Below are 24657 nucleotides of genomic sequence, written 5' to 3'. Positions count from 1 at the left end.
GTGCAGATTTGAGCAGGAGGTGTCATGAGCGATCAGGTCTCCCGTCGGTCGTTGCTCGCGGCCGGTGCGGCGCTCGGCCTGGGTTCGGGGGCCCAGGCCGAGGCGCAGGCCCAGGAGGATCAGCAGGACTGGCCCCGTCAGCAGGGGCGCAGCATGATCGGCGTGCCGTTCGAGCGGCATGACACGGTCCGCGTCGCGATCATCGGCCTGGGCAACCGGGGCGGCGGGATGATCGGGTCGTTCCTGGCCGTCCCCGGCGTCAAGGTCACCGCGTTGTGCGACGTCAACGCGGATGCGGCGGCACGCGCGGCGAAGGCCGTCACCGACGCGGGCCAGCCCGCGCCCGCCCTGTACACCAAGGGCGAGCACGACTACGAGAACATGCTCCGGCGCGACGACATCGACCTCGTCTACGTCGCCACGCCGTGGGAATGGCACGTGCCGATGGCGTTGGCCTCGGTCCGTGAAGGCAAGCACGTCGGTGTGGAAACACCGTTCGCGACGTCAATCGACGAGCTCTGGCAGCTGGTGGACGCGTCCGAGCGCTACCAGCGGCACTGTATGCAACTGGAGAACTGCTGTTACGGGCGCAACGAGATGCGCGTTCTGCGGATGGTTCACGCAGGTTTGTTCGGTGAGTTGCTGCACGGTGCGGGCGCGTACAACCACGACCTGCGGGAGTTGCTGTTCTCCGACACGTACTACGCGGGGGAGTGGCGGCGCGCGTGGCACACCAAGAACCGCCTCAAGGGTGACCTGTACCCGACGCACGGCCTCGGGCCGGTCGCCGGGTACATGGACATCAACCGCGGCGACCGGATCGTGCGCATGTCGTCGTACGGCACACCCGCGCTCGGCCTCGCGGAGTACCGCAAGGCACACGAGGAGCCGGGCGATTCGTCATGGCGGGAGCGGTATGTCGAGTCCGACATGACCATCAGCCTGCTGCAGACGGCCAAAGGCAGGGTCATCCGCCTGGAACACGACGTGTCCACACCGCACCCGTACAGCAGGCTCAACCACATCGCCGGAACCAAGGGCGTTTTCGAGGACTATCCACCCCGGATCTACCTCGAACCGCACAACACCGGCCACCAGTGGGCGGATTTCGAGGAGTACAAGTCGTACGACCATTGGTTGTGGACAGACGTCCCACCCGGACCGGGCGGGCACGGCGGGATGGACTACTACATGGTGTACCGGACCATCCAGACGATGCGGCTCGGCCTGGTCCCGGACATGGACGTGTACGACGGCGCGGTGTGGAGCGCACCCGTCCCGCTGAGTTCGAAGTCCATCGACCAAGGCGGCGCGCCGCAACAGATTCCCGACTTCACCAGGGGAAGGTGGCGGCAGAGCCGCCCGGGAGTGGACTCGCCGAAACCGGCCTGACGCGGACAGTGCAAGACTGTCGCCATCCGAAACCCCAAGCCAGGGAGTCAGGATGGCCGACGAGCCGATCGCGGTCGCGCTACGTCGCGCGGCCGACCTCACCGCCGCGGGCAATTCCGACGCGGCGATCCACGTCGTGCGTGGGGTGCTGGACGAGCACCCCACGCACTCCGAGGCGTGGTGTCATCTGGGCGCCGCGTACCTCGACGCCGGTGACGCCGAGGCGTCGCTCGACGCCGCGAAGAACGCGATCCGCAACGGCGAACGGTCCTGGGGTTACCGGCTCGCCAGCGTCGCGTTGCTGGAGCTCGGCAGGCGCGACGAAGCCGTCGTGTCGGCGCGTGAAGCCGTACGGCGTGACTCCCAGGACTGGCGTTGCCACGTGGCTCTCGCCGAGGCGCTGGGCACGGACCATCCACAAGAGTCGTTCGCCGCGGCGTGCCGCGGGATCCAGCTGGCCAACAACGAGCCCCGGCCGTTCGAAGTCCTCGGCGACGCGGCGTTGCGCGTGCACGACAAGGAAACCGCGCGACGCGCCTACTACGAGGCGATCAAAATCGATCCAGCCAACCAGCACGCCCGCACGAACCTGATCCGGCTCGGCCGTCCGCAGCTGGACACGACCACCACGCCCGCCACGGCGGAGCCCGTCGTGCAGCGGCCGCACCTCGGCCGGATCGAGGAGCTCGGCGTGTGGCTGGCCCTCAGACGCGCGTCCGCCGGGCTGGCGGCCGGCAGCCTGGTGCTCATGCTCATCGGGCTGGACGACACGTTCAGCGTGCTGGGCTGGTTCGGGCTGGTGCTCGTGCTGTTCGTGGCGTACGTGCTGGGTACCGCGTGGATGAAGTTCGCCCGCGGCGTGCCGGTGAAGCAGACGATGCGGGAGCACCGGATGCTGGCCGTGGCGACCGGCCTGTTGGCGTTGTCGTCGGTGTTGCTGGTGTTGTGGACCGTGTTGGTCGCGCTCGGTGCGCGCACCCTGAGTCCGTTGTCGATCGTTCTCGTGGCCAGTGTGGCCAGTGTTGTCGTCTCCGTCATGGCCATCTGGCGGCGCAGCCATCCCAGGTAAGTAAGTTGTCGGGGTATGACGCAACACCTCGGCGGATACCAGTACGAGCTGTACCTCCAGGGCATGGCCGACCAGGTGCCCCCGTTCACCACCGACCCGACCAGGCTGGCCGAGTCGGCGCGCGAGATCCTCGCGGCCGGGCCGTTCTGGTACGTCGAGGGCGGCGCCGGCTCCGGCGCGACCATGCGTGCCAACCGCGACGCGTTCGACAAGTGGCGGATCGTGCCGCGCATGCTCCGTGACGCCACCGCACGCGACGTCTCCACGACGGTGTTAGGGACGCGGATGCCCGCGCCCGTGTTGCTGGCGCCGGTCGGTGTGCAGTCGATCGTGCACGAGGACGGCGAGTTGGCGACCGCACGAGCGGCGAACGCCCTGGGCGTGCCGATGGTGCTGTCGACCGCGTCGTCCAACACGATCGAGGACGTCGCCGTCGCGAACGGTACCGGACCCCGGTGGTTCCAGCTGTACTGGCCGAACGACCCGGACCTGTGCGTGAGCATCCTCAGCCGTGCGGCCAAAGCCGGGTTCTCCACGCTCGTGGTCACGTTGGACACTTGGACACTGGCGTGGCGGCCCAACGATCTGGACAACGCGTATCTGCCGTTCATCCGTGGAACCGGTACCGCGATCCCGTTCTCCGACCCGGTGTTCCGCGACGGCCTGGCCCAGCCGCCGGAGGACGACATCCCGTCCGCGGTGCTGAAGTGGATCCCGATGTTCACCGGCACCGACCGGAACTGGGAGGCGTTGCCGTTCCTGCGTGAGCACTGGGAGGGACCGATTGTGCTCAAAGGGATCCAGCACGTCGACGACGCCAGGCGCGCGGCCGACGCGGGAATGGACGGGATCGTCGTCTCCAACCACGGCGGCCGTCAGGTCGACGGCGCGATCGCGTCGCTCGACGCGTTGCCTCCGATTGTCAACGCCGTCGGCGACCGGCTCGAAGTCCTGTTCGACTCGGGGGTCCGGACGGGCGCGGACGTCTTCAAGGCCCTCGCACTGGGGGCGAAGGCCGTGCTGCTCGGCCGTCCGTACGTCTGGGGACTCGCGCATGCCGGGGAAGCCGGTGTGCGGCACGTGGTCCGGAGCATTCTCGCCGATTTCGACCTCACTGTCGCGTTGTCGGGGCATCGATCCGTCGCGGAGCTGACCGCCGGCTCACTGTCCCGCGTTTCGTAGAGATCGATCCGGCACGGGGCCGGCCGGTGAGGATGGCGTCGCGAGCCGTGGACTCACGAACGAACGACCACACTTCGTAGCGGGTGCGGGCGAACCAGGAAGATCAGCGGCGGTCGTTGTAGTCTTCCGGTGAGTGATCACCCTCGCCCTGGTGGGAGCGCCGTGCAAGTGAGTCCCGAACAGCTGCGCAGCTGGGTCGAGTCATGGTCGTGGCGCATACCGCGGGGCCCGCAACACGGCGGGATGTCAGGGGACGTGCGCGAGTGGTGGAGCCTGACCATCTGGCGCCGCAAGGATCACGCCGAGCTCCAGCTGGACGTCAACCGGCTGCGGCCGACCAGGGGTTCGGAGGTCCAGACCTTCACGAGGATCGTGCCGCACGACAGGTTGCGGCCGGTCCCGGACTACCGGATGCTGGTCGGCAGGCTGAACCTGGAGCTCGGCGAGTTGTTCACGCAGGCGGGGATCAAGCCGCCCCGGCTGCCGGACGGCTCGCTGTCCGGTGACGCGTACGGACTCTAGGGGTTCACATTCCGTTCGGCCGGAGTTCGCTTTGCGGAAATGGTTTCCGGCCGTGTCGCCGAGCGGACGTCTTTTCCCGGTGAACGCCGGGTTGCAGACCCGGCCCCCGCATCTCTTCGATACATTGTGGACAGTGGCTTCGGGCGGTCCTCAGTGGTCCGCCGGGCATCGCTTGGCGCGGCCGGGCACGGCAGCGGATCGACAATTCTCTCTCCGGGCGGATCGGAAATGTCCGGGTGGCCGGCGCCCGCTTATGGTGCGGGAGTTCATGGTGCCATCATGAGGGATGCGCAAATGGCTTCCGATCGTGCTGGGTGCCCTGCTGATCCTGGTCGGCGGTGTCTGGACCGGCCAAGGACTCGGCTACATCACCGGTAGCTTCATGACCGGCGAACGGTTGTGGACCAGCATCGGCCTGGTGTGCGTGGCAGCCGGGCTGGTGCTGATCGTCTGGGCCGTGCGCCGCTGAACCTGACGCCGTACGCCTGCCGAAGTGTCCACTTAAGACTGGCTCGGCACCGTGTTCGCGCGGGGACCACGCACCGTGACGATCCACAGTGGCGTGCCGCCGGTCGCGCCGTGTCGCAGATGCCAGAACACCAAAGGGCCGTCCAATTGGACGGCCTTTTGGGTACACCGGGAACCGTCCGGGCACTGGGCCCGTCGGATGGGAGATTCACGGCACACTCCATCCAGTGAGGAAATTCTTCCCGATCATTGCTCCGTTGTGTCAGTATTGGGCCGTTCGCGGCGCGAGGGGCGTGCGAACAGGGGACACAAAGGTCACTTCCAGTGATTCCGGTGTTCACGTCTGGCCTAAGCCAAGATCGATAGGGGAGGTAGATCAGCATGACCAGCAGCACCAAAGAAAACGTTCTCCCGGGCGAGGACGGCGCCGTGCGGACCATCGCCGGCACCACCATCCTGCCTGCTCCGGTCGAGCAGCCGCAGGAGGAGCGGGAGCAGGTCGAGACCCAGGAGCACATCCACACCCCGGACTGCTCAGGCGGCTGCATCCACAAGGGCGCGTAGGTAGCGTGCCACACCCGGCGTGACCGCCCTCCGGCCCGGTTCTCCCGGACCGGAGGGCTTCCTTTCGCTACGTTCTGTGTTGTCATAGTGGTGTGCCTGTGACGAAGACGCCGCCAGCCGACCCGCAAGTGATCCTTCGGGCACGTGAGCTTCACCGTGCGGCCGTCGACGCGCACTGCGTCGGCAGGCAGGGCGAGGCCGTGCGGCTGGCGCGGCAGGGCATGCGGGTGCTCGGCACCGTCGAGCCCGTTGATCCTGGGGACAGGGAAGACTGGCTGCGCGCCAGGATCCGGCTGTCGTGCAGCCTCGCCGCACTGCTTGCCGAGTCCCAGGGGCTGGCCGTGGGCCTGGCCCGGCTGGACGAGGTCAGATCCCTGATCGCCGCGGTCGCCGACCCGCTGGACCGGGCGGAACTGACCGGCAACGTCGACAACAACTACGGCGTCCTGTTGCTGGGGGCCGGGCGCAACGAGGAGAGTCTCGACTGGTTCGAGTCCTCCGTGGCGCACCAGGAACTGTGCATGGCGGGCACCGCGGACCCGCGGCCGATGGTCGACCCGTTCGTCAAGACGTTGGCCTCGGTGGGCCTGGTCTGCACCCGCATCGGCTTGCTCCAGCGTGCTCGTGACGCGCTGACCAGGGCCATCGACCTGGCCATGGAGTACGACCTGCCCGCGCGGGCCGCAGATCTGGAGCGCATGCTGGGCACGTTGGAGCTGCGCAGCGGCGACGTTCCGGCCGCGCTGCGCCGCTATGAGGAGTGCGACCGTGTCTACCGAGGCATCGGCGAGAACACTGTCGCGCTGCTCCGGATGAGTCAGGCGCAGGCGCTGCTGACCGCCGGCCTGGCCGACGAGGCGGGTAACCATCTCGACGAGGCCTTGCCGGTGATGCGGGAACAGCACAGCACGTCCCGTGATCTCGCCGACGCCGAGCTGTACCGCGCCGCCGCCGCGCTGCTGACCGGCGACCTGGACCTGGCGCGGACCATGGCGCGCTCGGCGCACCAGCGGATGAAGCAGTGGGGCTGCGAGACCTGCGTGGCCAACGCCAATCTGATCAGCCTGCGCGTGGACACGCTGCTGGCGCTGCGGTCCGCAACGATCCCCGGCGCACTGCCGGCGAAGGCTGTCCGGTTCGCCGACAGCCTGCCGGTGCCGAAGCTGACCGAACAGGCCGCGACCGCACGGATGCTCGCGGTCCGGCTGGAGATCCGCCGCGGCCGCCTGGACAGGGCGACCGAGCTGATGGACAGGGTCGCCCGGCCCGGCCGGCTGACCGCGATCGATCACCGGATGCTGCGCCGGCTCTGCCGGGCCGAACTGGCCGTCGCGCACGACGACGCGCCCCGGGCGCTGCGGGAGATCAAGGCCGGGCTGGCGGAACTGGACCAGGTCCGGGACCGGATGGGCGGGCTGGAACTGTTGTCGGGGACCGCGCTGCACGGCCGGGACCTCGGCGAACTGGCGATCCGGCTGGTGATGCGCGGCGCCCGGCCAGGCAGGCTCTTCGACTGGCTGGAACGCACCCGGGCGCAGACGTATCGCTACGAACCACTCGCAGGACTGGACAATCCGGCGTTGGCCGAACGGATCGCGGAGGTCCGCAGCCTCACCCAGTCGGTGCACCAGGCCAGGCACGACGGGCTGCCCACAGCCGCGTTGCAGGCGCGCCGGACCGAACGGCTGCGCGAGGCCAACCGGCTCGGCTGGCACTCCGGACGGTGGGGAAGGCCACGGCCGGTCACCCGGGCGGAGGAGGTCGCCGAAGCGTTGGGCGACCGGGCGCTGATGAGCTTCGTCGCATCCGAGGATTCACTCGCGGTTGTGGTGCTGATGGACGGCGAGGTCCGCACGGTGAACCTCGGGTCGGCCACCGAGGCCGCGAAGCACGCGCGAATGCTCAACGTCGACCTCAACGCGTTGGCACCGGACCAACTGCCCACGCCGATGGTGAAGGTGGTGTCCGCCTCCGCGCGCAAACAAGCCGAACGGATAGATGGTCTGATCGGGCGGCCGTTGGTGCAGGTGATCGGTGACCGTGACCTTGTGGTCGTGCCGACTGGCGCACTTTACGGTGTGCCGTGGAATGTGTTGCCGTCCATGCACGGACGGCCGACGGTCGTCGCGCCTTCGGCGACGGCATGGTTGGCCGCGGAACGTGCGACGCGCCGAGACGGCCGCGCGGTTCTGGTCCGGGGACTCGGATTGCCCGCCGCCATCGGCGAAATCGACAAACTCGCGGCGCACCACCACACGGTGGAGCTGCTGTCGGGCGACCAGGCCACCGTTTCGGTCGTGCTCAAGGCACTCGACGGCGCACTGCTGGCCCACATCGCCGCGCACGGCGTGCACGAGCCGGAGAACGCCTTGTTCTCCAGGCTCGACCTGGCCGACGGCGCACTGTTCGCGCACGAGATCGCCGGGTTGGCGCGTCCTCCGCAGCAGGTCGTGCTCGCCGCGTGCGAACTGGCGTTGAACCGGGTCAGGCCGGGCGACGAGGCGTTGGGTTTCGCGAGCGCGTTGCTGGCCAGCGGATCGCAGACGGTCGTCGCGCCGTTGAGCAAGGTCGGCGACCAGGCCGCGGCGGCGGCGATGGACGACTACCACCGCCGCCTGGCCGCGGGCGCGCAACCCGCTGTGGCACTGGCGGACGCGATCGCCGCCGACCCGTACCGCAGGCCGTTCGTGTGCTTGGGCAGCTCGCGCTGACGGCCGGCCTCACTTGGCGTCCGCGTAACTGTCCACAGTGGCGATCTCCAGCGGGAACTGGACCGGGGTGTCGCCGAAGACGAGTCCGGTGGCCTCCGCGGCGGAGGCCAGCAGTTCGCCCGCGACCAGGTCCGCGGTGTCGGCCGGGCAGTGCACCATGAACTCGTCGTGCTGGTAGAAGACGATCTCCGCCTTGGGCGCGAGCGCGGCGAGCCGGCGCCGGAGCACCACGAGCAGGACCAGCGCCCAGTCCGCCGCGCTGGCCTGCACCACGAAGTTGCGGGTGAACCGGCCCCAGTCCCTGGCCGCCTGCCGCGACTTGCGCATCTCCTCCTCGGTGCCGTCGCTGCGCTCCATCAGCGAGCGCCACCGCTCGGACGGGTACGGCGAGGTCCGGCCGAGCCGGGACCGCACCATCCGGCCCTGTTCACCGGCCTGCGCGGCCTGCTCGACGTGCCCGACCGCCTGGGGAAAGCGTTTGCGCAGGACGGCGAGCAGGGGACCGGCGCCGCCCGACGTGCCGCCGTACATGGCCGACAACATGGCGATCTTCGCCTTGCCGCGGTCGCCGTCGAAGGAGTCCTCGGCCAGACCGGCGTACAGGTCGACGTCCGTGGAGAACGCCGCCAGCTCGCGGTCCTCGGACAGGGCCGCGAGCACTCTCGGCTCCAGCTGTGCCGCGTCGGCCACCACCAGCGACCAGCCGGGCAGCGCCCGGACCGACTTGCGCAGGGCCTTGGGCAGTTGCAGGGCCGCGCCGCCGCGCGTGGCCCAGCGGCCCGAGACCACGCCGCCGACCACCCACTCGGGCCGGAACCGGCCGTCGTGCACCCAGGACTCCAGCCAGCTCCAGCCGTGCGCGGTCCACACCCTGGCCAGTTCCTTGTACTCCAGCAGCGGCTCGACGGCCGGGTGATCGACCTCCTTGAGCACCCACGCCCGGGTGTTCGGGATGTCGATGCCTTCCTTGGCGAAGGCCTTGACCACGCTCGGCGGACTGTCCGGGTTGAGCGAACGGCCGCCGAACGCCTCGGCGATCCGTTCGGCGAGCGCGGCCAGCTTGGCGGGCCTGGCGCCCGGCGCCGGCCGCGGGCCGAGCATGGACTCCAGCATCTCCAGGTGCACTTCCTCGCTCCACGGCAGCCCGTGGTTGCTCATCTCGGCGGCCGCGAGGGCGCCCGCGGACTCGGACGCCACGAGTAACGTCACCCGATCGGGGTGAGCGCTGGCACGGATGCGCCGCTGCTGGTCGCCGTACACCTCGACGAGCTGGTCGATGGAGTAGAACCGCTCGTCGAGCTCGAACAGGGCGGGCTGCGCGTCCTTGGCCGGTGGCGGTTTGTCCTCCGGCTCGGCACGACCGTGCAGCCTGGCCCAGGCCGCGCCCGGGTTGCGGGGGCTGCCGTGCCGGCCTTCGTGGGCCAGGAGCAGGCCTTCCGCCAGGGTGAGGTCGTGGCAGCGGGCGAGCCGGACGTCCACCTGGAGCAGCCGTGGGTAGAGCTCGTCAACCGCGGGCAGCACCCAGCGCGGGTGTTCGTCGCGCTCGAAGGCGGCCATCCAGCCGGCCAGGTCGGCCGGGGTGTGGTCAGCCACCGTTTCAGATGTGGTGGCGTTCACCACGCGAACGTGACCTGCGCCGTCACGGCCTGGGCAGACGAACACCAACATGCCGGTGATTGTGCCCCGGGGGTACGACAGATACGGTCGAAGTTAACTCGCCAGTAGGTTTTGGAGGTGCCGGTGCCCAACGTCCTGACGCGTGTTCCGGAGACGCTGCGGAGCATCAGAATCCTTCACCGTGCCGGACTGGTGCCGTTGCCCCGCATCGACGAGGGTGTCCGGGCGCTGCGGTACGTCAAGCAGATCGGCGCGATCGCCGGGCCGGTCCGGATGTCGGCACGGCGGGACCCCGGCAAACTCGGCCTGGTGGACGAGCTCGGACCGCTGACGTTCCAGCAGCTGGAGCGCCGTTCCAACGCGCTGGCCCGCGCGTGGCGGCAGAAGGGCATGACCGAGGACTCGGTGATCGGCGTGCTGTGCCGCGACCACCGCGGCCTGATCGACGCGATGCTCGCCAGCGGCAAGATGGGCGCGCGGGTGCTGCTGCTGAACACCGGGTTCGCCAAGCCGCAGTTCGCTGACGTGATCAAGCGCGAGAACGTGACGGCGCTGGTCTACGACGAGGAGTTCGCGCCGCTGCTGGAAGCGGCGGATTCCACCATCCCGCGGTACCTGGCCTGGACGGACACGGCCACCGGCGAGCCGGCCCTCGAAGCGCTGATCGGCGACACCGACGACCGGCCGCTGCCCAATCCGTCCCGGCCGGGCGGGTTCGTGCTGCTGACCAGCGGGACGACCGGAACGCCGAAGGGCGCGCCGCGGCAGGTCAAGTCGGGCCTCTCGGCAGCCCAGTTCCTCGACCGGATTCCGTTGCGTGTCAACGAATGCACTGTCCTGGCGGCGCCGCTGTTCCATGGCACGGCGCTGTCGCAGTTCGTGCTGTCGTTCGCCTTGGGGTGCACGGTGGTGGTGCGCCGCAAGTTCGATCCCGAGGCGTGCCTGCGCATGGTGCGGGACAACAAGGCGACCGAGCTGGTGCTCGTTCCCACGATGCTGCAACGGATTCTCGACCTCGGGCCGGACGTGCTGGACTCGTACGACACGTCTTCGCTGCGGATCATCTTCTCGGCCGGGTCGGCGTTGTCGCCCGAACTCGGCAACCGGGCGACCGCCGTGTTCGGTGACGTGATCTACAACCTTTATGGGTCAACGGAAGTGGCCGTCGCCGCGGTCGCGACGCCCGAGGACTGGCGTGCCGCGCCGGGCACGGTCGGCAAGGTTCCTTGTGGCTGCCGCGTGCAGCTGTACGACGACCATGGCAACCGCGTCACCGAACCCGGCGAGATCGGCCGGGTCTTCGTCGGCAGCGACCTGGCGTTCGGCGGATACACCGACGGCCGGAACAAGGAGATCATCGACGGCCTGCTGTCCACCGGCGACGTCGGCCACTTCGACGCCGGCGGCCGCCTGTTCATCGACGGCCGGGACGACGAGATGATCGTGTCAGGCGGCGAGAACGTCTTCCCGGTCGAGGTGGAGAACCTGCTGGCGGAACACCCGGGCGTGGTCGAGGCCGCGGTCGTCGGCGTGCCCGATCCGCAGTTCGGCCAGCGGTTACGGGCCTTTGTGGTCCGGCGCGCGGGCGTGGAACTGGACGAGGAAGGCGTGCGGGCCCACGTCAAGGCGAACCTGGCCAGGTACAAGGTTCCCCGGGACGTCCGGTTCCTGGATTCCTTGCCGCGCAACCCGACCGGCAAGCTGCTGCGCAACCAGCTGGCCGAACTGGACTGACGGTGCTCCCCGGAGCTCCGCACGCACCGAGGGTGCCGTGGCGGCGTCCGTCGCCGCTGATCACAAGTGGACGGTCGGCGTTATTCCCACTCGATTCCGAAAAGGCCGGGCCCGAAATCTATCGCGACCGCGTGCACACTCTTGCACGCGTCCAGCGTCAGGTTTCGCATCCGGGCGTGTTTCTGCCCGGCGGGGCGGGCGAACTGCTGGCAGCGGCCGGGCGTGCCGGACGAATTGAAGTGGATCTCGAGCAAGTACTCGCGAATCGGTCTGCGGAACTCGCGCCAGTGTGTCCTGTTGCACTTCGGATACGGCGGCCCGGCATTCCGTAGTTCGTACTCGATCAAGTATGTGTCGCCGCGTCTAATAGGCTGGTCGAACAGCAGCTCGGCGACCATCAGGCCATTCGCGTCGTCCACCTGCTGACGGCCGAGATGGCAGTTGCGAATCGTCGTCAGTGCCGGTGTCCCGGCGCCGGGATCGTCCGTTTTGTAGATCAGCAGCCACCGGTCCTGGCCGTCGGTCCGTGCCTCGAACACCGCCCTGGTGGTGATCAGCCGCTGGCCGCCGTCCTCGCCGAGCTGGCAGCGGTCGTGCAGGCCGACCAGGGTGAGCTGCTGCTCCTGGTCCAGGGCGTTCGGGGTGCCGAGGGCGGTGAGCAGGCCGAGCAGGACGTCGCGTTCGAACCGGACCGTCTCGGTGACCGGCGGGACCGAACCGGCCTGTTTGCCGCGCGGGCGGGGCGGCGGCAGCAGGGCAAGCAGTGAACCGGGCGGCAGCTTCAGGATGTTTTCCAGTTCGCCGAGTGCGGTCAGTGAGTCGTTGCGCTCGGGTTGCCGCTTACCGGACTGCCAATAACTCAGCGCCGCAATGCTGACCGGGGTGCCTCTCGCGCGTAAGCGCGCTTGTATTCGGTCGAGGCTCAACCCGCTGGACCGAATGGCCGAGCGTAGTGCTTCGGCGAACTGATTGTCCGCGTGCGAGTTGTGGATTTGTCCCCGTGCAGCGTTCCCCGACATGTATGACACCGACTAGTGCGAAGCTTTCCGACCCCTGTGCAGACGTGAAAGAGAGTATCAGTACCGCCCGGCGTGCCGGGAGGTTCACAACGACCATAATCCGGAGCCGTCCGGCCCAGCGTCGCTAGACTGAACGGCGTATCACTGGCAACTGGGAACGGCTAGGTTTCACTGATGCCTCTGGTGTACCTGATCCGGCACGGGCAAGCGTCCTTCGGTGCCGACGACTACGACGTCCTTTCGCCCACCGGGCACTCGCAGGGCAAGCATGTCGGAGCGGAGTTACGGCGCCGCGGAGTGCGAGCCGACCAGCTGTGGAGCGGCACGCTGAAGCGCCAGCGGGACACCGCGCTCGCGGCCGGCCTGGACGCGGATCTCCAGCAGGACCCGCGCTGGAACGAGTTCGACCACATCGGCCTTGTCCGCCAGGCGCAAGGGGATCCGGTCAGCCCGCAGGCGTTCCAGCAGGCCCTGGACGGCGCCCTGCGGGACTGGGACGGTCTTCAGCAGTTCGGCGCGACCGTCACCGAGGCGATCCGCGACCTGCTCGAAAGCCTGGGCAGTGGGCAGACCGGGGTCGTGTTCACGTCCGGCGGCGTGATCGCGGCGGTCTGCGCGAGCCTGTGGGGCTTGGACACCAACGGTTTTGTGGCCGTCAACCGGGTCTCGGTCAACTGCGGCATCACAAAACTCGTGCACGGCCGGTCGGGGACGAGCCTGGTCACGTACAACGACCACGCCCATTTCGAAGGCGGGCACCGCGATCTGCTGACCTACCGCTGAACCTCGGCCGCCGCGATGAGCAGGTCCACGATCTTCACCGCTTTGTCCGTCTCCGGCGGCGCGCCGGTGATCATGTCGCTCCACACGAACGACTCGCACACGCGCACGATCACGTAGGCCAGGTCGGCGAGGTCGATGTCGTCGCGCAACTCGACCTGCTCGCGCAGGAAGTCCGCGGTCCACTCGATCAGCCTGGCCTGCACGACACTCTGCTTGGACGTGATGATCCGCAGCGCGTACTCCGCGTCCTCGGCCACGAACTGCTGCAGTGCCTCGAAACCGCGAATCCGGGCCAGGGAACGTTCCAGCACGCGGGTGATCAGCACCCGGCCGGACCCGCGGGACTTGCCGCGGCAGTCCTGCAGGGCGCGTTCGTTGATCGCCCAGATCACCTCGCCGAGCAGCAGTTCACGGCTGCCGCACCAGCGGTAGAGGGTCGCGCGGCTGACGCCGAGCTCGGCCGCCAGCTGCTGCATGTCGACCCGCCGCCCCGCCAGGAACCACTTCTTGGCCAGGCGGAACGCGTCGATGGGCGCCGTCCTGGGCGCCGGTGACGGTCCGCGCAGTGCGCGGGTGAGCGGTGTGGCCGGCATGCCGGCAACGATACCCGGCGTCGCACGATCGAGACACATCAAACGGTTGACCGGTTTTGAGTCAAAGTGCAAACATGTCTCAATGGACTTCCGTGACACCGCCGCCGAGGCGGCGTTCCGTGCGAAGCTACGCGACTGGTACCGGCAGAACTTCGACCCCTCGGCGATCCCTGGTGCGGGCCGTCCGGACGTCGACTTCATGCGGTCGTGGAGCCACAAGCTCTTCGACGCGGGCTACGTCGGGCTGACGTGGCCCGAAGAATACGGCGGCGCCGGGCTTTCGCCCAGCTACCAGGCCATCTACTTCGAGGAGATGGTCCGCGCCCAGGCGCCGGAGCACATCGGCATCATCGGGCTGAACATGGCCGGGCCGACGATCATGGCGTGGGGCACGCCGGAGCAGAAGCAGCGGTACCTGCCCAAGCTGTTGTCCGGCGAGGAGATCTGGTGCCAGGGCTTCTCCGAGCCCGGCAGCGGGTCCGACCTCGCGGGCGCACGCACGACCGCGGTGCTGGACGGCGACCACTGGGTGGTCAACGGCCAGAAGGTGTGGTCGTCCTGGGCGCACATCGCCGACTGGTGCATCCTCGTCGTGCGCACGGACCCCGCCGCCAAGAAGCACGAGGGCCTGTCGTACCTGCTGGTGGACATGCACGCGCCGGGTGTGGAAGTCCGGCCGTTGCGCCAGATCACCGGTGACCCGGAGTTCAACGAGATCTTCTTCACCGACGTGCGCGTGCCGAAGGACTCGATCCTCGGCAAGCCGGGCGACGGCTGGAAAGTCGCGATGACCACGCTGCTGCACGAACGCGGCACGCTGGCGTTCGCCCTGGTCGGCCAGTTGCGCCAGCACTTCACGCGTCTGGTCGAGCTGTCCAGGCAGCCCGCGCCGGACGGCAGCGTGCCCGCGGACGATCCCGTGGTGCGCGACGCGATCGCCCGCGAGTGGATCGAGCTGCAGTCGTTGGCGTTCACCAACTACCGCACTCTGACGACGTTGCTGACCAAGGGGCAGCCCGGGCCGGAGAGCTCTGTCGTGAAACTCGTGTGGAGCGAGGCGAACCAGCGGCTGACCAAGCTCGCCCGTGGCCTGCAGGGCCTGTCGACGATGCTCGACGACGAGGGCGGCGTGTGGGACGGCTACTGGCAGTACCGCCAGCTGCGCAGCCGGGGCAACACCATCGAAGCGGGAACCTCCGAGATCCTGCGCAACATCGTCGCCGAGCGTGTGCTCGGCCTTCCCCGCAGTCGTTGACACAGGGCCGGTGTAAGGAAAAATGGACTTCGCTTTCTCGTCCGAACAGGACATGCTGCGCACGGCCGCCCGGGAGTTCCTGGCCGAACAGCACCCGTTGACCGGCCTGCCCGCGATCATCGACGGCGAGCCGGGCTGGCGGCCGGACAGCTGGAAGCAGCTGGCCGACCTCGGCTGGACCGACGACGAGCTGACCCTGCTGGACCAGGTCGTGCTGTTCGAGGAGACGGGCGCCGCGTTGCTGCCCGCGCCGCTGTTCAGCACCATAGCCCTCGCCCTGCCGGCGATCCGGCACGACAAGGATCTCGTGGCTTCGGTCGCGTCCGGTGAGCTCAAGCTGTCGTTGGCGTGGGCGGAATCCGGCCGTCCGCAGGGCATCGCGGACACCGGCCTGGCCACGACTGTGGACGCGGACGGTCGCGTCACCGGCCGCAAGGTCCTCGTGCCCGACGCCACGTTCGCCGACGCGCTCGTGGTCACCGTGGCCGGACCGGAACTCCGGCTCGTCCGGACGGCCGACGCCACCGTGACGCCATTGTCCACTTCGGACCGTTCTCGTCGGCTGTCCGAAGTGGAGTTCGACGCGGCGCCTTCGCAGGCTTTGGGCGACGGTTCCGTACTCGGCGAAATCGAGAACCGCGCCTTTGTGCTCGCCGCGGCGGAGGCACTCGGCGTCGGGCGGCGCGCGCTGGAGGACGGCATCGCGCACGCGTCCACCCGTGAGCAGTTCGGCCGGGTGATCGGCACCTACCAGGCGGTCTCACACCAGCTCGTGGACGCGTACGCGGACCTCGAACTGGCCAGGTCGTTGACCTACTGGGCGGCGTGGGCACTGGCCGAAGGCGACGAGCAGGCCGATGTGGCCGTCGCCGCGGCCAAGACCGCGGCCACCGAGGCGGCCGTCACGGCGTGCGAGCGTTCCATCCAGGTACACGGCGGTGTGGGCATGACCTGGGAACACATCCTGCACCGGCTGTACAAGCGAGCCCAGTGGCTGGAGGCGTTCGGCGCGAGCGGCCGCGCGCTGCGCGCGAAGATCGCGGACTCCGTGATCGGCTGATTCCTCCGGGGCGGAGATTCGCGGGCAGCTGTCCGCGACCCGCACTGACCAGGCACGATCCCGCCGGTAGAGCGTGGCCTTCGGCGTCCAGGGGGCGCCGGAGGCCACGAAGCGGGTGATTTACGTCCAGCCGTCCTGCCATCATGATGGCCACACATGGACGGTAGGAGAGAACGAGATGTGCAGCGCCGGCGATGCTCGATCCGATAGCTGAGGCGCGCAGACGCCTCGGCTTGGCCCGCCGGTTCTACGACGAGGGAAGGGCCGAGGAAGCGGTCGTGGTCGCCGAGACCGCGCTCGCGGTCGTCGAGCACGCCGGTGTCAAGAACCACCCCGCCATCGCGGGCGCGTGCATCGAGCTGAGCCTGCTGCACGAACGTCTTTCCCAGTACACGAAGGCCGAGCGGTACGCGCGCCGCTCGATCGTGATCACCGAGGAGTACTCCCGCAACGACGAGACCCTGGTCCGGTTACGGGTGAAGGCGCTCGGCTGCCTGGCGATGGTCGAGCGGGTCCGTAACCGGTTCGGCAGCGCGGAAGTGCTCTACAAGTCCGCGTTGGACCTGGCCGAGAACGGCACCTGGCCGCACCCGGAGGAACTGGCCGAGCTGATGTGCGGGCTCGGCGCGGTGTACCTGTTCTCCAGCCGTTTCGACGAGGCCGAGGTGCTCTACCGGCAGGCGTTGGACCTGGTCGGCGCGGACAAACCGACCTCAGCCGTGGTCTGGCACCATCTCGCCGAACTCGACCTGATGCTCAGCCGGTTCGTGACAGGGGAGACGTACGCCCGGCGCGCGCTGACGCTGCGGGAACGTACGCTCGGCCCGAACCACGCCGCGACCGCCAACGAACGCGCGATGCTGGCCGCGGTCCTGGCCAGGCAGGGCAACCTGGACATGGCCGAGAAGCTGTACCGCAAGGCCATCTCCACCTTCGAACGCGTGCTGCCGCCCAACCACTACGACCTGGCCGTGGCGTGCGCGGACTTCGCGATGCTGATGGCCGCGAAGGGCAACATCGCCGCCGCGGGCAGGCTGACCCAGCGCGCGCTGGACATCAAGACCAAGATCCTCGGCCGCAACCACCCCGAAGTCCGCCAAGCCGTCGAGGACCTGGCCAAATACCACTGACACCCCCTCGTGAGCGTTTATCAGGGTTAGAACACGGATAAACACTCACGAGAAGGTCAGGGTGGTTTCGGCGACGCCGCGCAGGGCGCCGATCCGGCCGGCTTCCCGGGCGAGCTCGTCGCGTGCGTCCGGCTCGATCGGCCTGAACTCGGTGATCTTGATCTCCAGCTTCTTGCGGCCGGACGCCTTCGTACGCCAGATCCCGGCGACGTCACCGTCCACAAGCACCGCGCCCGGCTGGCCGATGGCCGGCCACATCGCCTTGTGGTGCGTTTTGTCCGGCACGAGCATCAGCTTGTTGCGCTCCTGCAGGAACGGATCCGATGTGGGCAGCAGCAGGGCCCGCGGCGGCTCCGGCGGGTCCAGCAGCAGGTCCAGTTCGGACTCCGGCAGCCAGGCGGCACGGCCGTCGACGTCCACTTCGACCAGTCCTTCGCCCGGCCAGACCTGCTTGACCTCGCTCTGGGTCGTGGTCAGCCACGCGGCGACGTCGCCGATGCTCGCCGGTCCGGCGAACGTCAGGTACAGCATGATCAGCTCGTCGGTGCCGGCTTGTTCTTCCGGGATGCCAGGCCAGTTCTCGATGGGCACGAGCAGCGGCGGCGACCGGTCGAGGTCGAGCCGGAACCCGCCGGGCAACGCGGCCAGCCGGAACAGCGACTCGAAGACGTGCTCCGCCTGGCAGCCACGGCAGTAGCTGACCAGCGCCTTCGGCACGATCTTGGAGACGGCCGCGCTGGCGGCGCCCTTCACGGTGGGGCCAGTGACGCATTCCTGCATCGCCTCGGCCGTGTACCGGATCGCCTGCGTCGCGGTGATCCCGCTCTTCTGCATGACCGACCGTTGCCACGCGACCTTGCCCAGCGCGTCCCGTTCGCTGTGCGGCCAGAGCGCCGCGGCGAACTTCGGCAGATCCTCGGCGTGGTGCAGGAACGGCGACGCCCGCAAGGTCCACGCACGCACCAGGTTGTGGTCGTCCACATCGGCGTCCGTGCGGACACCCAGGGCCAGCCTGGCCGAGCCCGGCGGTGTGTCCTGGACGCCGAGATCCACGACGTCCAGGTCGTCGACGGGCGTGGGGGTCCGGTCCCGGCTCCGGCCGGGCAGTCCCTGCCGGGCGATCCGGTACGCCAGCACCCGGGCCCGGTCAACCGTTGTGCTCACCCGCTCATCCTGGCACTCATGCCTGACACCTGCTGTCAGGTTCCGGATGGGTGACAGCGGTCGCTCAGCCGTCGCCGGCCCCGGTACCGTCGAGTACTTCAGGCGGCCGGGAACCCCCACTACCTAATACGGGTGGTGCCTGGCGCGAATGTGGGGAACCGATACCCATGTCCGCGCGCAAGCCCGCTGCCAGCCTGTTTACTCGTGAGCCAAGCGATTTCGCACCGCGACAACGGGATCAACTCCGGACCATGGTGGACCGGCGCGCTGACCGCCGCCGAACGCCGGTGGACGGTCCAGGGCCGCCCGCGCTGGGCGGAGCTGATCGACCAGGCAGTGGCCACCGGCCCGGTCAGCGCCGAGGGGGCTGTGCCGTCCGACTGGCCAGACGCCTTCGCCTGGGTGTTCCGCCCGCTGGTTCGCATCGCCCGTGAGCGGGTCACCGAAGCCGCCTCGGTAGGCAAGATCGACGCCCAGGCCGTGGCCGCCGCGTTCGACCGGCAGCTCGGCAGGCGCCTCGCCGGCCTGGCCGCCCGCACCCTCGTGCTCGAACTCAACGTCGAGCGGGTGTCCGGCAGGCTCACCGGCCCGACCGCGCAGCAGCGGTTCGCCGACTTCATCCGTGCCCAGGCCAGCTCCGAGCGGCTGACCGCGCTGTTCGCCGAGTACCCGGTGCTCGCGCGGCTGCTCGGCCAGGCGTGCCAGCACGGCGCCGACGCACAGGTGGAGCTGCTTGAGCGGTTCCGCGCCGACCGCGACCTGATCGTGGCGCGGCTGCTGGGCGGCGTCGACCCGGGTGACCTGGTGGAGATCCAGACCGGCACCGGCGACTCGCACCAGCGTGGCCGTACCGTCGCGATCCTGCATTTCGCCAACGGCCGCAAGGTCGTCTACAAGCCGCGATCACTCGACCTGCACCGGCACTTCAGCGGACTGGTCAGCTGGCTCAACTCCAAGGTCCTCGGCCTGGGGTTGCGTACCGTCGACTCGCTGGCGCGGGACGGCTACGGCTGGCTGGAGTTCATCGAGCACCGGCCGTGCTCCCAGCTCGCCGAGGTCGACCGGTTCTACCGCAGGCAAGGCGCGTTGCTGGCGCTGCTGTACGCCGTGGACGGCGCGGACATCCACTACGAGAACCTGGTCGCGTGCGGGGACCAGCCGGTGCTCGTGGACGTCGAGACCTTGTTCCACCCGATGCTCGAGCAGCCGACCGCGACCGGGCCCGACCCCGCGGCGCGCGTGCTCGCGTCCTCTGTGCACCGAATGGCGTTGCTGCCGCAGATGCTCCTCGGCGAGCACGGCGCGGTCGACGTCTCCGGACTGGGCGGCGACAAGGGCGTCCAGTATCCCGACGAGACCGTCGCGTGGGACGGCGTCGGCACCGACATGATGCGTCTGGTCCGCCGGCGCGGCGAGTTCCAGGGCGCGACGAACCGGCCGCGGCTCGGCGACATCGACGTCGAACCGGCCGAGTACCGGGCCGCCATGCTCGGCGGATTCCGTGAGGGCTACGACGCGATCGTGCGGCACCGGTCGGAACTGATCGGTCTGCTGACCGCGTGCACCAACGACGAGATCCGGATCGTGGCCCGGCCGAGCCAGGTCTACGCGACCTTGCTGGACGAGTCCACGCACCCGGACGTGCTGCGCGACGCCGTGCAGCGGGAGCGCGTGTTCGACGCGCTGACCATCGACTCGGCGTGCGACCTGGCCCGCCAGCGGCTGATCCCGAGCGAGCTGAGCGACCTCTGGGCAGGCGACCTGCCGATGTTCACCAGCAAGCCGGGTTCCCGCGACCTGTGGGCGGCCGACGGTGAATGCCTCCCGGACCTGCTGGAAGGCCCCGGCCTGGCGACGGTGGTGCTGAAGATCGCGGCGATGGACGAAGTCGACCGCTACGACCAGGAATGGCTGATCTCGGCGGCGCTGGCCACGCGGGCGCTGCCCGTGGACCACCGCACCGGCGAGACCCGGCCGCGGGCGGGGACGTCCGCGATCCCCGACCCGCAGCGGCTGCTGTCCGCGGCGTGCGGGATCGCGGACGAGATCGGCGCCCGCGCGATGCACGGAGACGGCCGTGCGAACTGGCTCGGCCTCGAGCCGATCATCGACAAGCACTGGGCGGTTCTCCCGATGGGCGCCGGCCTCGCCCACGGGTATTGCGGAGTGGCGCTGTTCCTCGCGCAGCTCGCCGACTTGACCGGCGTGCAGCGCTACGCGGAACTCGCCAGGGACGCGGTCCGCCCAGTGCCCCGCCTCATCGACCAGCTGATCACCGAGCCCGAGCTCGGCGTGACCATCGGCTGCGGCGGCCCGCACGGCCTCGGCGGGATCAGCTACGCGATCGCCCGGCTGGGCAACCTGCTGGACGACCCGGAGATCCGCAGCTGGCTGCCCGCGGTGGTGGACCTGACCCGGGCGGCGACCGACGACGAGCTGGCCTGTTTCGCGGCCGGAAGCGCCGGCGGGCTGGCGGCGATGCTGGCCGTGCACACCGAAACCGGCCTGCCCTCCGCGGGACGCCTGGCCTGGGACTTCGCCGACCGGCTGGTGGAGCAGGCGCACACGGTGCCGTGCACCTGCATGGACGTGCCGACGGCGGGATTCGCCCACGGCCACACCGGAATCGGCTGGGCCCTGCAGCGGTTCGCGGCAACGGGAGCCGGCGACCACTACTTCGAGGTCGGCCAGGCGATCCTGGACGCGGAAGTGCCCGACGGCACGGACCTGAGCTGGTGCGGCGGCCTGTCCGGCTTCACCATGGCCCGCCGCGACGCACCCGACGAGTGGTCCCGAACCCTGGCCGAACACCATCCGCTGCGCGACATGAGCCTCTGCCACGGAGAGCTCGGCGTGACCGAAGCCCTGATGGTCCTCGGCGAACGCGGGAACTACGAGGCCGCGGCCGCCGCGACCCGCCACGCCGGCCTCCTGCTCGGCGCGATCGACCGTGGCGGCGTCCGCTGTGGCACTCCTCACGGCGTGGTGTCCGCCGGCCTGCTCAACGGCCTCGCCGGCATCGGCTACGGCCTGCTCCGCCTCGGCTTCGCCAGCCGCGTCCCCTCAGTCCTCCTGCTCGAACCCACCCCAGGAGCACTCCGCTAACCCCCACCCCGCTCCTGCAGCTCTCCTCACCGCTCCTAGAGATGCCCCTCTCTGGTAAAGAAAAGGAAAAGTCGTCATGACTGCTCTGACGATGTCTGGCGCCTCCGCCACCCCCCACCCCGCTGGCGAGATCGCCCTCAGCGCAGCCCGCCCCGTCGCTTCACGAGCAAGTGCCCTCGCCGGATACAGGTTCGAAAGGATGGCGACCTTGCTCACAACGGCTGGCATGGCCCGCATTGAGCAGTTCGACTCAGTGGGGATCAACTAGTCCCGGTGAGATCTACCGGGTTCCGGACTTCAACCGAACGGGGCAGTCTGGGTACTGTCCGGCCATGGTGTCCCACTCCCCGCTCGTGATCGGCCGCGATCGTGAGGTGGCCGAACTGACGAGGGCGATCGACGCCGCACGCGCATCGCGCGGCGGCGCGGTCTTCCTCGTTGGTGAAGCGGGGATCGGGAAGTCCAGACTCGCCTCCGAAGCAGCGGGCATCGCCTTCGCCGCGGGCGTCCGGGTCCTCAGGGGACGAGGCAGCACGATCGGACCCATTGTGCCCTTCCGGCCATTGACCGAGGCGCTTCTTGCCTTGTTCCGAGGCGGCCATCTGCCAGATGACGTCGCGCTCGGACCATATCGGCCAATTCTCGGCAGACTCATTCCTGACCTGCAACAGCCGGGCGGCGTCGACGTAGGCGACTCGTTGATAGTTCTCGGCGAGGCCGTCCTCCGGCTGGTGACCCTCGCTGGCCGCTCGCACGGCTGCATGCTGATCCTCGAGGACCTGCAGCACGCTGACGCCGAGACCCTCGCGATCGTCGAGTACCTCACCGACAATCTCGCGGATCTCCCGGTGCTGCTTGTGGCGACGATCCGCGATGAGCCCTGCGCGGCCCGAGACCTCGCTCGCTTGGCCACTCAGCGCCATGCCGCATCGATGATGACGCTCAGCCGCCTCACTGCGGCAGACGTCTCCAGGCTGGCTGCTGCGTGTCTGGAGGCCAAACCCGAGGACTTGCCGGATGAAGTGGTCGACAGGCTCACCGAGGACAGCGCGGGCGTCCCGTTCATCATCGAAGAGGTCCTGCACCAGCTCGTCAGCGACGGTGTGTTGGTCAAGGGCGCCGCTGGCTGGCGGGTGATCGGCACACTGCGTCCCGACGTCCCCGAGACGGTTCTGCGCGGAGTCATCGACAGGGTCGGACAGTTGGGACCGCAGGGCAGCATGCTGCTGTCAGTGGCAGCGGTGCTCGGCGATAGATTCCCGCTGTCGGTGGTCGGCCAGGTGACTGCGCTCGACCAGCGCAGCATGCTGTCCCACCTACGTGCGGCTGTCGCAGCCCAGATAGTGGCACCAGACGACGAGTCTCCAGATTGGTACGCGTTCCGTCACCCACTCATGGCCGAGGCGTTGAGGTCAAGCTTGCCGCCCGCCGACCGCGCGGAGTACTCCCGCCAAGCATCAGCCGCTGTCAAGGCTCTCCATCCGGACTTGCCGGGGGAGTGGTGTCAGCTGGTAGCTACGTTGCAGGCGGACTCGGGTGACATCCAGGGCGCCGCGACTCTCTTCGCGGAGGCAGGCCGAAGGGCGTTGGCGGATGGAGCGTCCGAGTCCTCGGTCAAACTGCTCGATCGGGCCAACACACTCCTGCAGGGAGAGTCGACGGCGGAGAGCAAGGCCAGGATCTTGGAAACGCTGCTCTACGCACTGGCGGAAGCCGGCCAGGTCGATCGGGCACGGATGCTGGTCGACACGTTGGACGAGCAGTTGAACGGGGCCAGTCTCAGTCCGGGAACTCGCGCGGCGCTGCACACGCGGCTGGCGAACGTCTACTACTTGGCCGGACTCTTCGCTGAAGGAATGGAACAAGTCATCGCGGCCAGAGAGGTACTCGGTAGCGACGCACCGGAAGAGCACACCGCGGCCATAGATGTGATCGCCGCCAGTCTCACACGGCACGGCCGAGGAGATAACCGCGCGGCGGAAGCGGAAGCGTTGGCCCGGCGCGCCATAGCTTCAGCCGAGCGCGGGAATTCGCCTCATGTGCTGTGCGAAGCCTGGCTCATCCTCGGTGAACTGGCGCGGGACCGCAGCATGGCGGAGTCGGTTGATTGTTTCCAGCGTGGCTTGAAAATCGCCGAAGGCCACCGGCTGCCGATCTGGCGGGTCTATGCCTTGGTGCTCCTGGCCGTCAATTCGTGGTTGTCCGACGGCGACCCGTCGGGCTATCAGCGCACGCTGGACGAGGCCCAGAGGGTCGGTGCCGTGACCTTGGGATACACGGTCCAAGGCAACATCGCCATGGATGCGGCGCTGAGAGGCGATTTTGCCAAGACCTCGCATTTGATCGCGCAATACAAGCAAGACGTGATCCGGCTACGCCTCCGTCCCCAACTTCGTTACCTGCTGATGGTGCAGACGATTCTTGCGGCGCACCAGGGCAAGCGGTCCGAGATGGATCAGGCGATCGCGGAGTTCTCCGAGTGGCAGGACGAACACTCGCACGAATTCCCGTTGGTGCTTGGACTTGCGCGAGCCTTCTGTGCCCTGCTCGAGGAGAACCGAGGTCTGGCCAGGGACGAACTGGCGAAGATGTTGGCGGCTACTGAGGGGTTGCCGTCCAACTACCACCTTGCCGGCCGACATGGTTTGTGCCTTTTCCTCGCCGTACTTGAGCAAGAAGCCGGATGGAGTGAGTACCAGGCGGTTCTCTCGGATGCTCAGGCCGCAATGCGGTGGAACCGCCAGTTCGTACGACTCGCTGAAGCCGTTCTGCTCGGACGCGAGGGCCGGATCGAAGAGGCGAACGCGGCGGCGGCAGCAGCGCAACAAGACTCTGAGATCTATGGAATGGTCCGCCATATCGTCCTCCGGCTCGCGGCTGAAGCGGCGATAGCTGACGGGTGGGGGGAGCCCATCGCTTGGCTTCGTCGTGCCGAGGAGTACTTCCACCAACTGTCAGTCCCGGCAGTCGCTGGTGCATGCCGCTCGCTCCTGCGGCACGCGGGCGCCTCGGTCAAGCAGCGTCGGACGGGCATCGATCAGGTGCCGGATGATCTACGTGCGATCGGAGTGACGGTCCGGGAGCACGAGGTGCTGCAGTTGCTGGTGGAACGGCTCACGAACAAGGCGATCGCGAACCGCCTGCATATTTCGCCTCGCACGGTGGAAAAGCACGTGGCCAGCCTGATCATGAAGGCTGATGTCGCCGACCGGGTGGAACTCAGCGATTTCGCCGCGTCCGCATACGGCGAAGCCCAGTAGCCTCTGGTGAAAGCTTGGTGAAAGGTGTT

Annotated in this window: 18 protein-coding genes; 14 read left to right on the top strand and 4 right to left on the bottom strand. The window is 68.6% G+C overall.

Translation table 11 applies throughout. From position 1 onward, the window contains the following. Positions 1-24: 24 nt before the first annotated feature. The 7 genes from GC106_RS16375 (at position 25) to GC106_RS16345 (ending at position 7908) form a co-directional block, all read left to right on the top strand. On the top strand, positions 25-1392 hold the full coding sequence (locus GC106_RS16375; RefSeq protein ID WP_173130844.1) for a Gfo/Idh/MocA family protein: 1368 nt from the start codon (positions 25-27) through the stop codon (positions 1390-1392). Between the two features lie 52 nt (positions 1393-1444). Continuing rightward, a complete protein-coding gene (locus GC106_RS16370; protein WP_173130841.1) occupies positions 1445-2461 on the top strand; it encodes a tetratricopeptide repeat protein in 1017 nt (338 codons plus the stop codon). A gap of 15 nt (positions 2462-2476) precedes the next feature. Further along, complete coding sequence (locus GC106_RS16365) at positions 2477-3643, top strand: lactate 2-monooxygenase (protein ID WP_173130838.1); 1167 nt, start codon at positions 2477-2479, stop codon at positions 3641-3643. Positions 3644-3811: 168 nt separating this feature from the next. Then, a complete protein-coding gene (locus GC106_RS16360) occupies positions 3812-4165 on the top strand; it encodes a hypothetical protein (RefSeq protein WP_173130835.1) in 354 nt (117 codons plus the stop codon). A 286-nt stretch (positions 4166-4451) separates the two neighbouring features. Continuing rightward, positions 4452-4634, top strand: a complete 183-nt coding sequence (locus tag GC106_RS16355) for a hypothetical protein (protein WP_173130832.1) — start codon at positions 4452-4454, stop codon at positions 4632-4634. Between the two features lie 380 nt (positions 4635-5014). Further along, positions 5015-5197 carry a hypothetical protein gene (locus GC106_RS16350; protein WP_173130829.1) on the top strand — a complete coding sequence of 61 codons (183 nt, stop codon included), beginning with the start codon at positions 5015-5017 and terminating at the stop codon, positions 5195-5197. 98 nt (positions 5198-5295) lie between these two features. Then, positions 5296-7908 carry a CHAT domain-containing protein gene (locus tag GC106_RS16345; protein WP_173130826.1) on the top strand — a complete coding sequence of 871 codons (2613 nt, stop codon included), beginning with the start codon at positions 5296-5298 and terminating at the stop codon, positions 7906-7908. 9 nt (positions 7909-7917) lie between these two features. On the opposite strand, the gene GC106_RS16340 is transcribed toward GC106_RS16345, so the two are convergent. Then, a complete protein-coding gene (locus GC106_RS16340; RefSeq protein ID WP_173130823.1) occupies positions 7918-9576 on the bottom strand; it encodes a bifunctional 3'-5' exonuclease/DNA polymerase in 1659 nt (552 codons plus the stop codon). A 72-nt stretch (positions 9577-9648) separates the two neighbouring features. Here GC106_RS16340 and GC106_RS16335 point away from each other — a divergent pair, with 72 nt between their 5' ends. After that, on the top strand, positions 9649-11259 hold the full coding sequence (locus tag GC106_RS16335) for an acyl-CoA synthetase (RefSeq protein WP_173130820.1): 1611 nt from the start codon (positions 9649-9651) through the stop codon (positions 11257-11259). An 80-nt stretch (positions 11260-11339) separates the two neighbouring features. On the opposite strand, the gene GC106_RS16330 is transcribed toward GC106_RS16335, so the two are convergent. After that, positions 11340-12278: a hypothetical protein gene (locus tag GC106_RS16330; RefSeq protein WP_173130817.1), complete on the bottom strand. Its 939-nt coding sequence runs from the start codon at positions 12276-12278 to the stop codon at positions 11340-11342. Positions 12279-12452: 174 nt separating this feature from the next. Here GC106_RS16330 and GC106_RS16325 point away from each other — a divergent pair, with 174 nt between their 5' ends. Further along, complete coding sequence (locus GC106_RS16325) at positions 12453-13061, top strand: histidine phosphatase family protein (RefSeq protein ID WP_173130814.1); 609 nt, start codon at positions 12453-12455, stop codon at positions 13059-13061. Here the strand turns inward: GC106_RS16325 and GC106_RS16320 are convergent. Beyond that, on the bottom strand, positions 13052-13654 hold the full coding sequence (locus tag GC106_RS16320; protein ID WP_173130811.1) for a QsdR family transcriptional regulator: 603 nt from the start codon (positions 13652-13654) through the stop codon (positions 13052-13054). The genes GC106_RS16325 and GC106_RS16320 overlap by 10 nt on opposite strands. Before the next feature lie 82 nt (positions 13655-13736). Between GC106_RS16320 and GC106_RS16315 the strand changes: the two genes are divergently transcribed. The 3 genes from GC106_RS16315 (at position 13737) to GC106_RS16305 (ending at position 17099) form a co-directional block, all read left to right on the top strand. Continuing rightward, positions 13737-14909, top strand: coding sequence for an acyl-CoA dehydrogenase family protein (locus GC106_RS16315; protein WP_173130808.1), 1173 nt, complete (start codon positions 13737-13739; stop codon positions 14907-14909). A gap of 22 nt (positions 14910-14931) precedes the next feature. Then, positions 14932-15969: an acyl-CoA dehydrogenase family protein gene (locus tag GC106_RS16310; RefSeq protein WP_173130805.1), complete on the top strand. Its 1038-nt coding sequence runs from the start codon at positions 14932-14934 to the stop codon at positions 15967-15969. Positions 15970-16163: 194 nt separating this feature from the next. After that, positions 16164-17099: a tetratricopeptide repeat protein gene (locus GC106_RS16305; RefSeq protein WP_173130802.1), complete on the top strand. Its 936-nt coding sequence runs from the start codon at positions 16164-16166 to the stop codon at positions 17097-17099. A gap of 45 nt (positions 17100-17144) precedes the next feature. On the opposite strand, the gene GC106_RS16300 is transcribed toward GC106_RS16305, so the two are convergent. Then, the gene (locus GC106_RS16300) at positions 17145-18263 is read right to left on the bottom strand and encodes a winged helix DNA-binding domain-containing protein (protein WP_173130799.1); all 1119 of its coding nucleotides are present in this window, start codon (positions 18261-18263) and stop codon (positions 17145-17147) included. Between the two features lie 204 nt (positions 18264-18467). Here GC106_RS16300 and GC106_RS16295 point away from each other — a divergent pair, with 204 nt between their 5' ends. Together GC106_RS16295 and GC106_RS16290 are read left to right on the top strand one after the other, a co-directional pair. Next, on the top strand, positions 18468-21368 hold the full coding sequence (locus tag GC106_RS16295; protein ID WP_312872683.1) for a type 2 lanthipeptide synthetase LanM family protein: 2901 nt from the start codon (positions 18468-18470) through the stop codon (positions 21366-21368). Between the two features lie 332 nt (positions 21369-21700). Then, complete coding sequence (locus GC106_RS16290) at positions 21701-24628, top strand: helix-turn-helix transcriptional regulator (protein WP_173130797.1); 2928 nt, start codon at positions 21701-21703, stop codon at positions 24626-24628. Positions 24629-24657: the final 29 nt, after the last annotated feature.

This window comes from Kibdelosporangium persicum (assembly GCF_013280595.1).
Lineage (GTDB): Bacteria > Actinomycetota > Actinomycetes > Mycobacteriales > Pseudonocardiaceae > Kibdelosporangium > Kibdelosporangium persicum.
The sequence above is the reverse complement of the archived record's forward strand: the minus strand, read 5'-3'. Positions and strand labels throughout refer to the sequence as shown.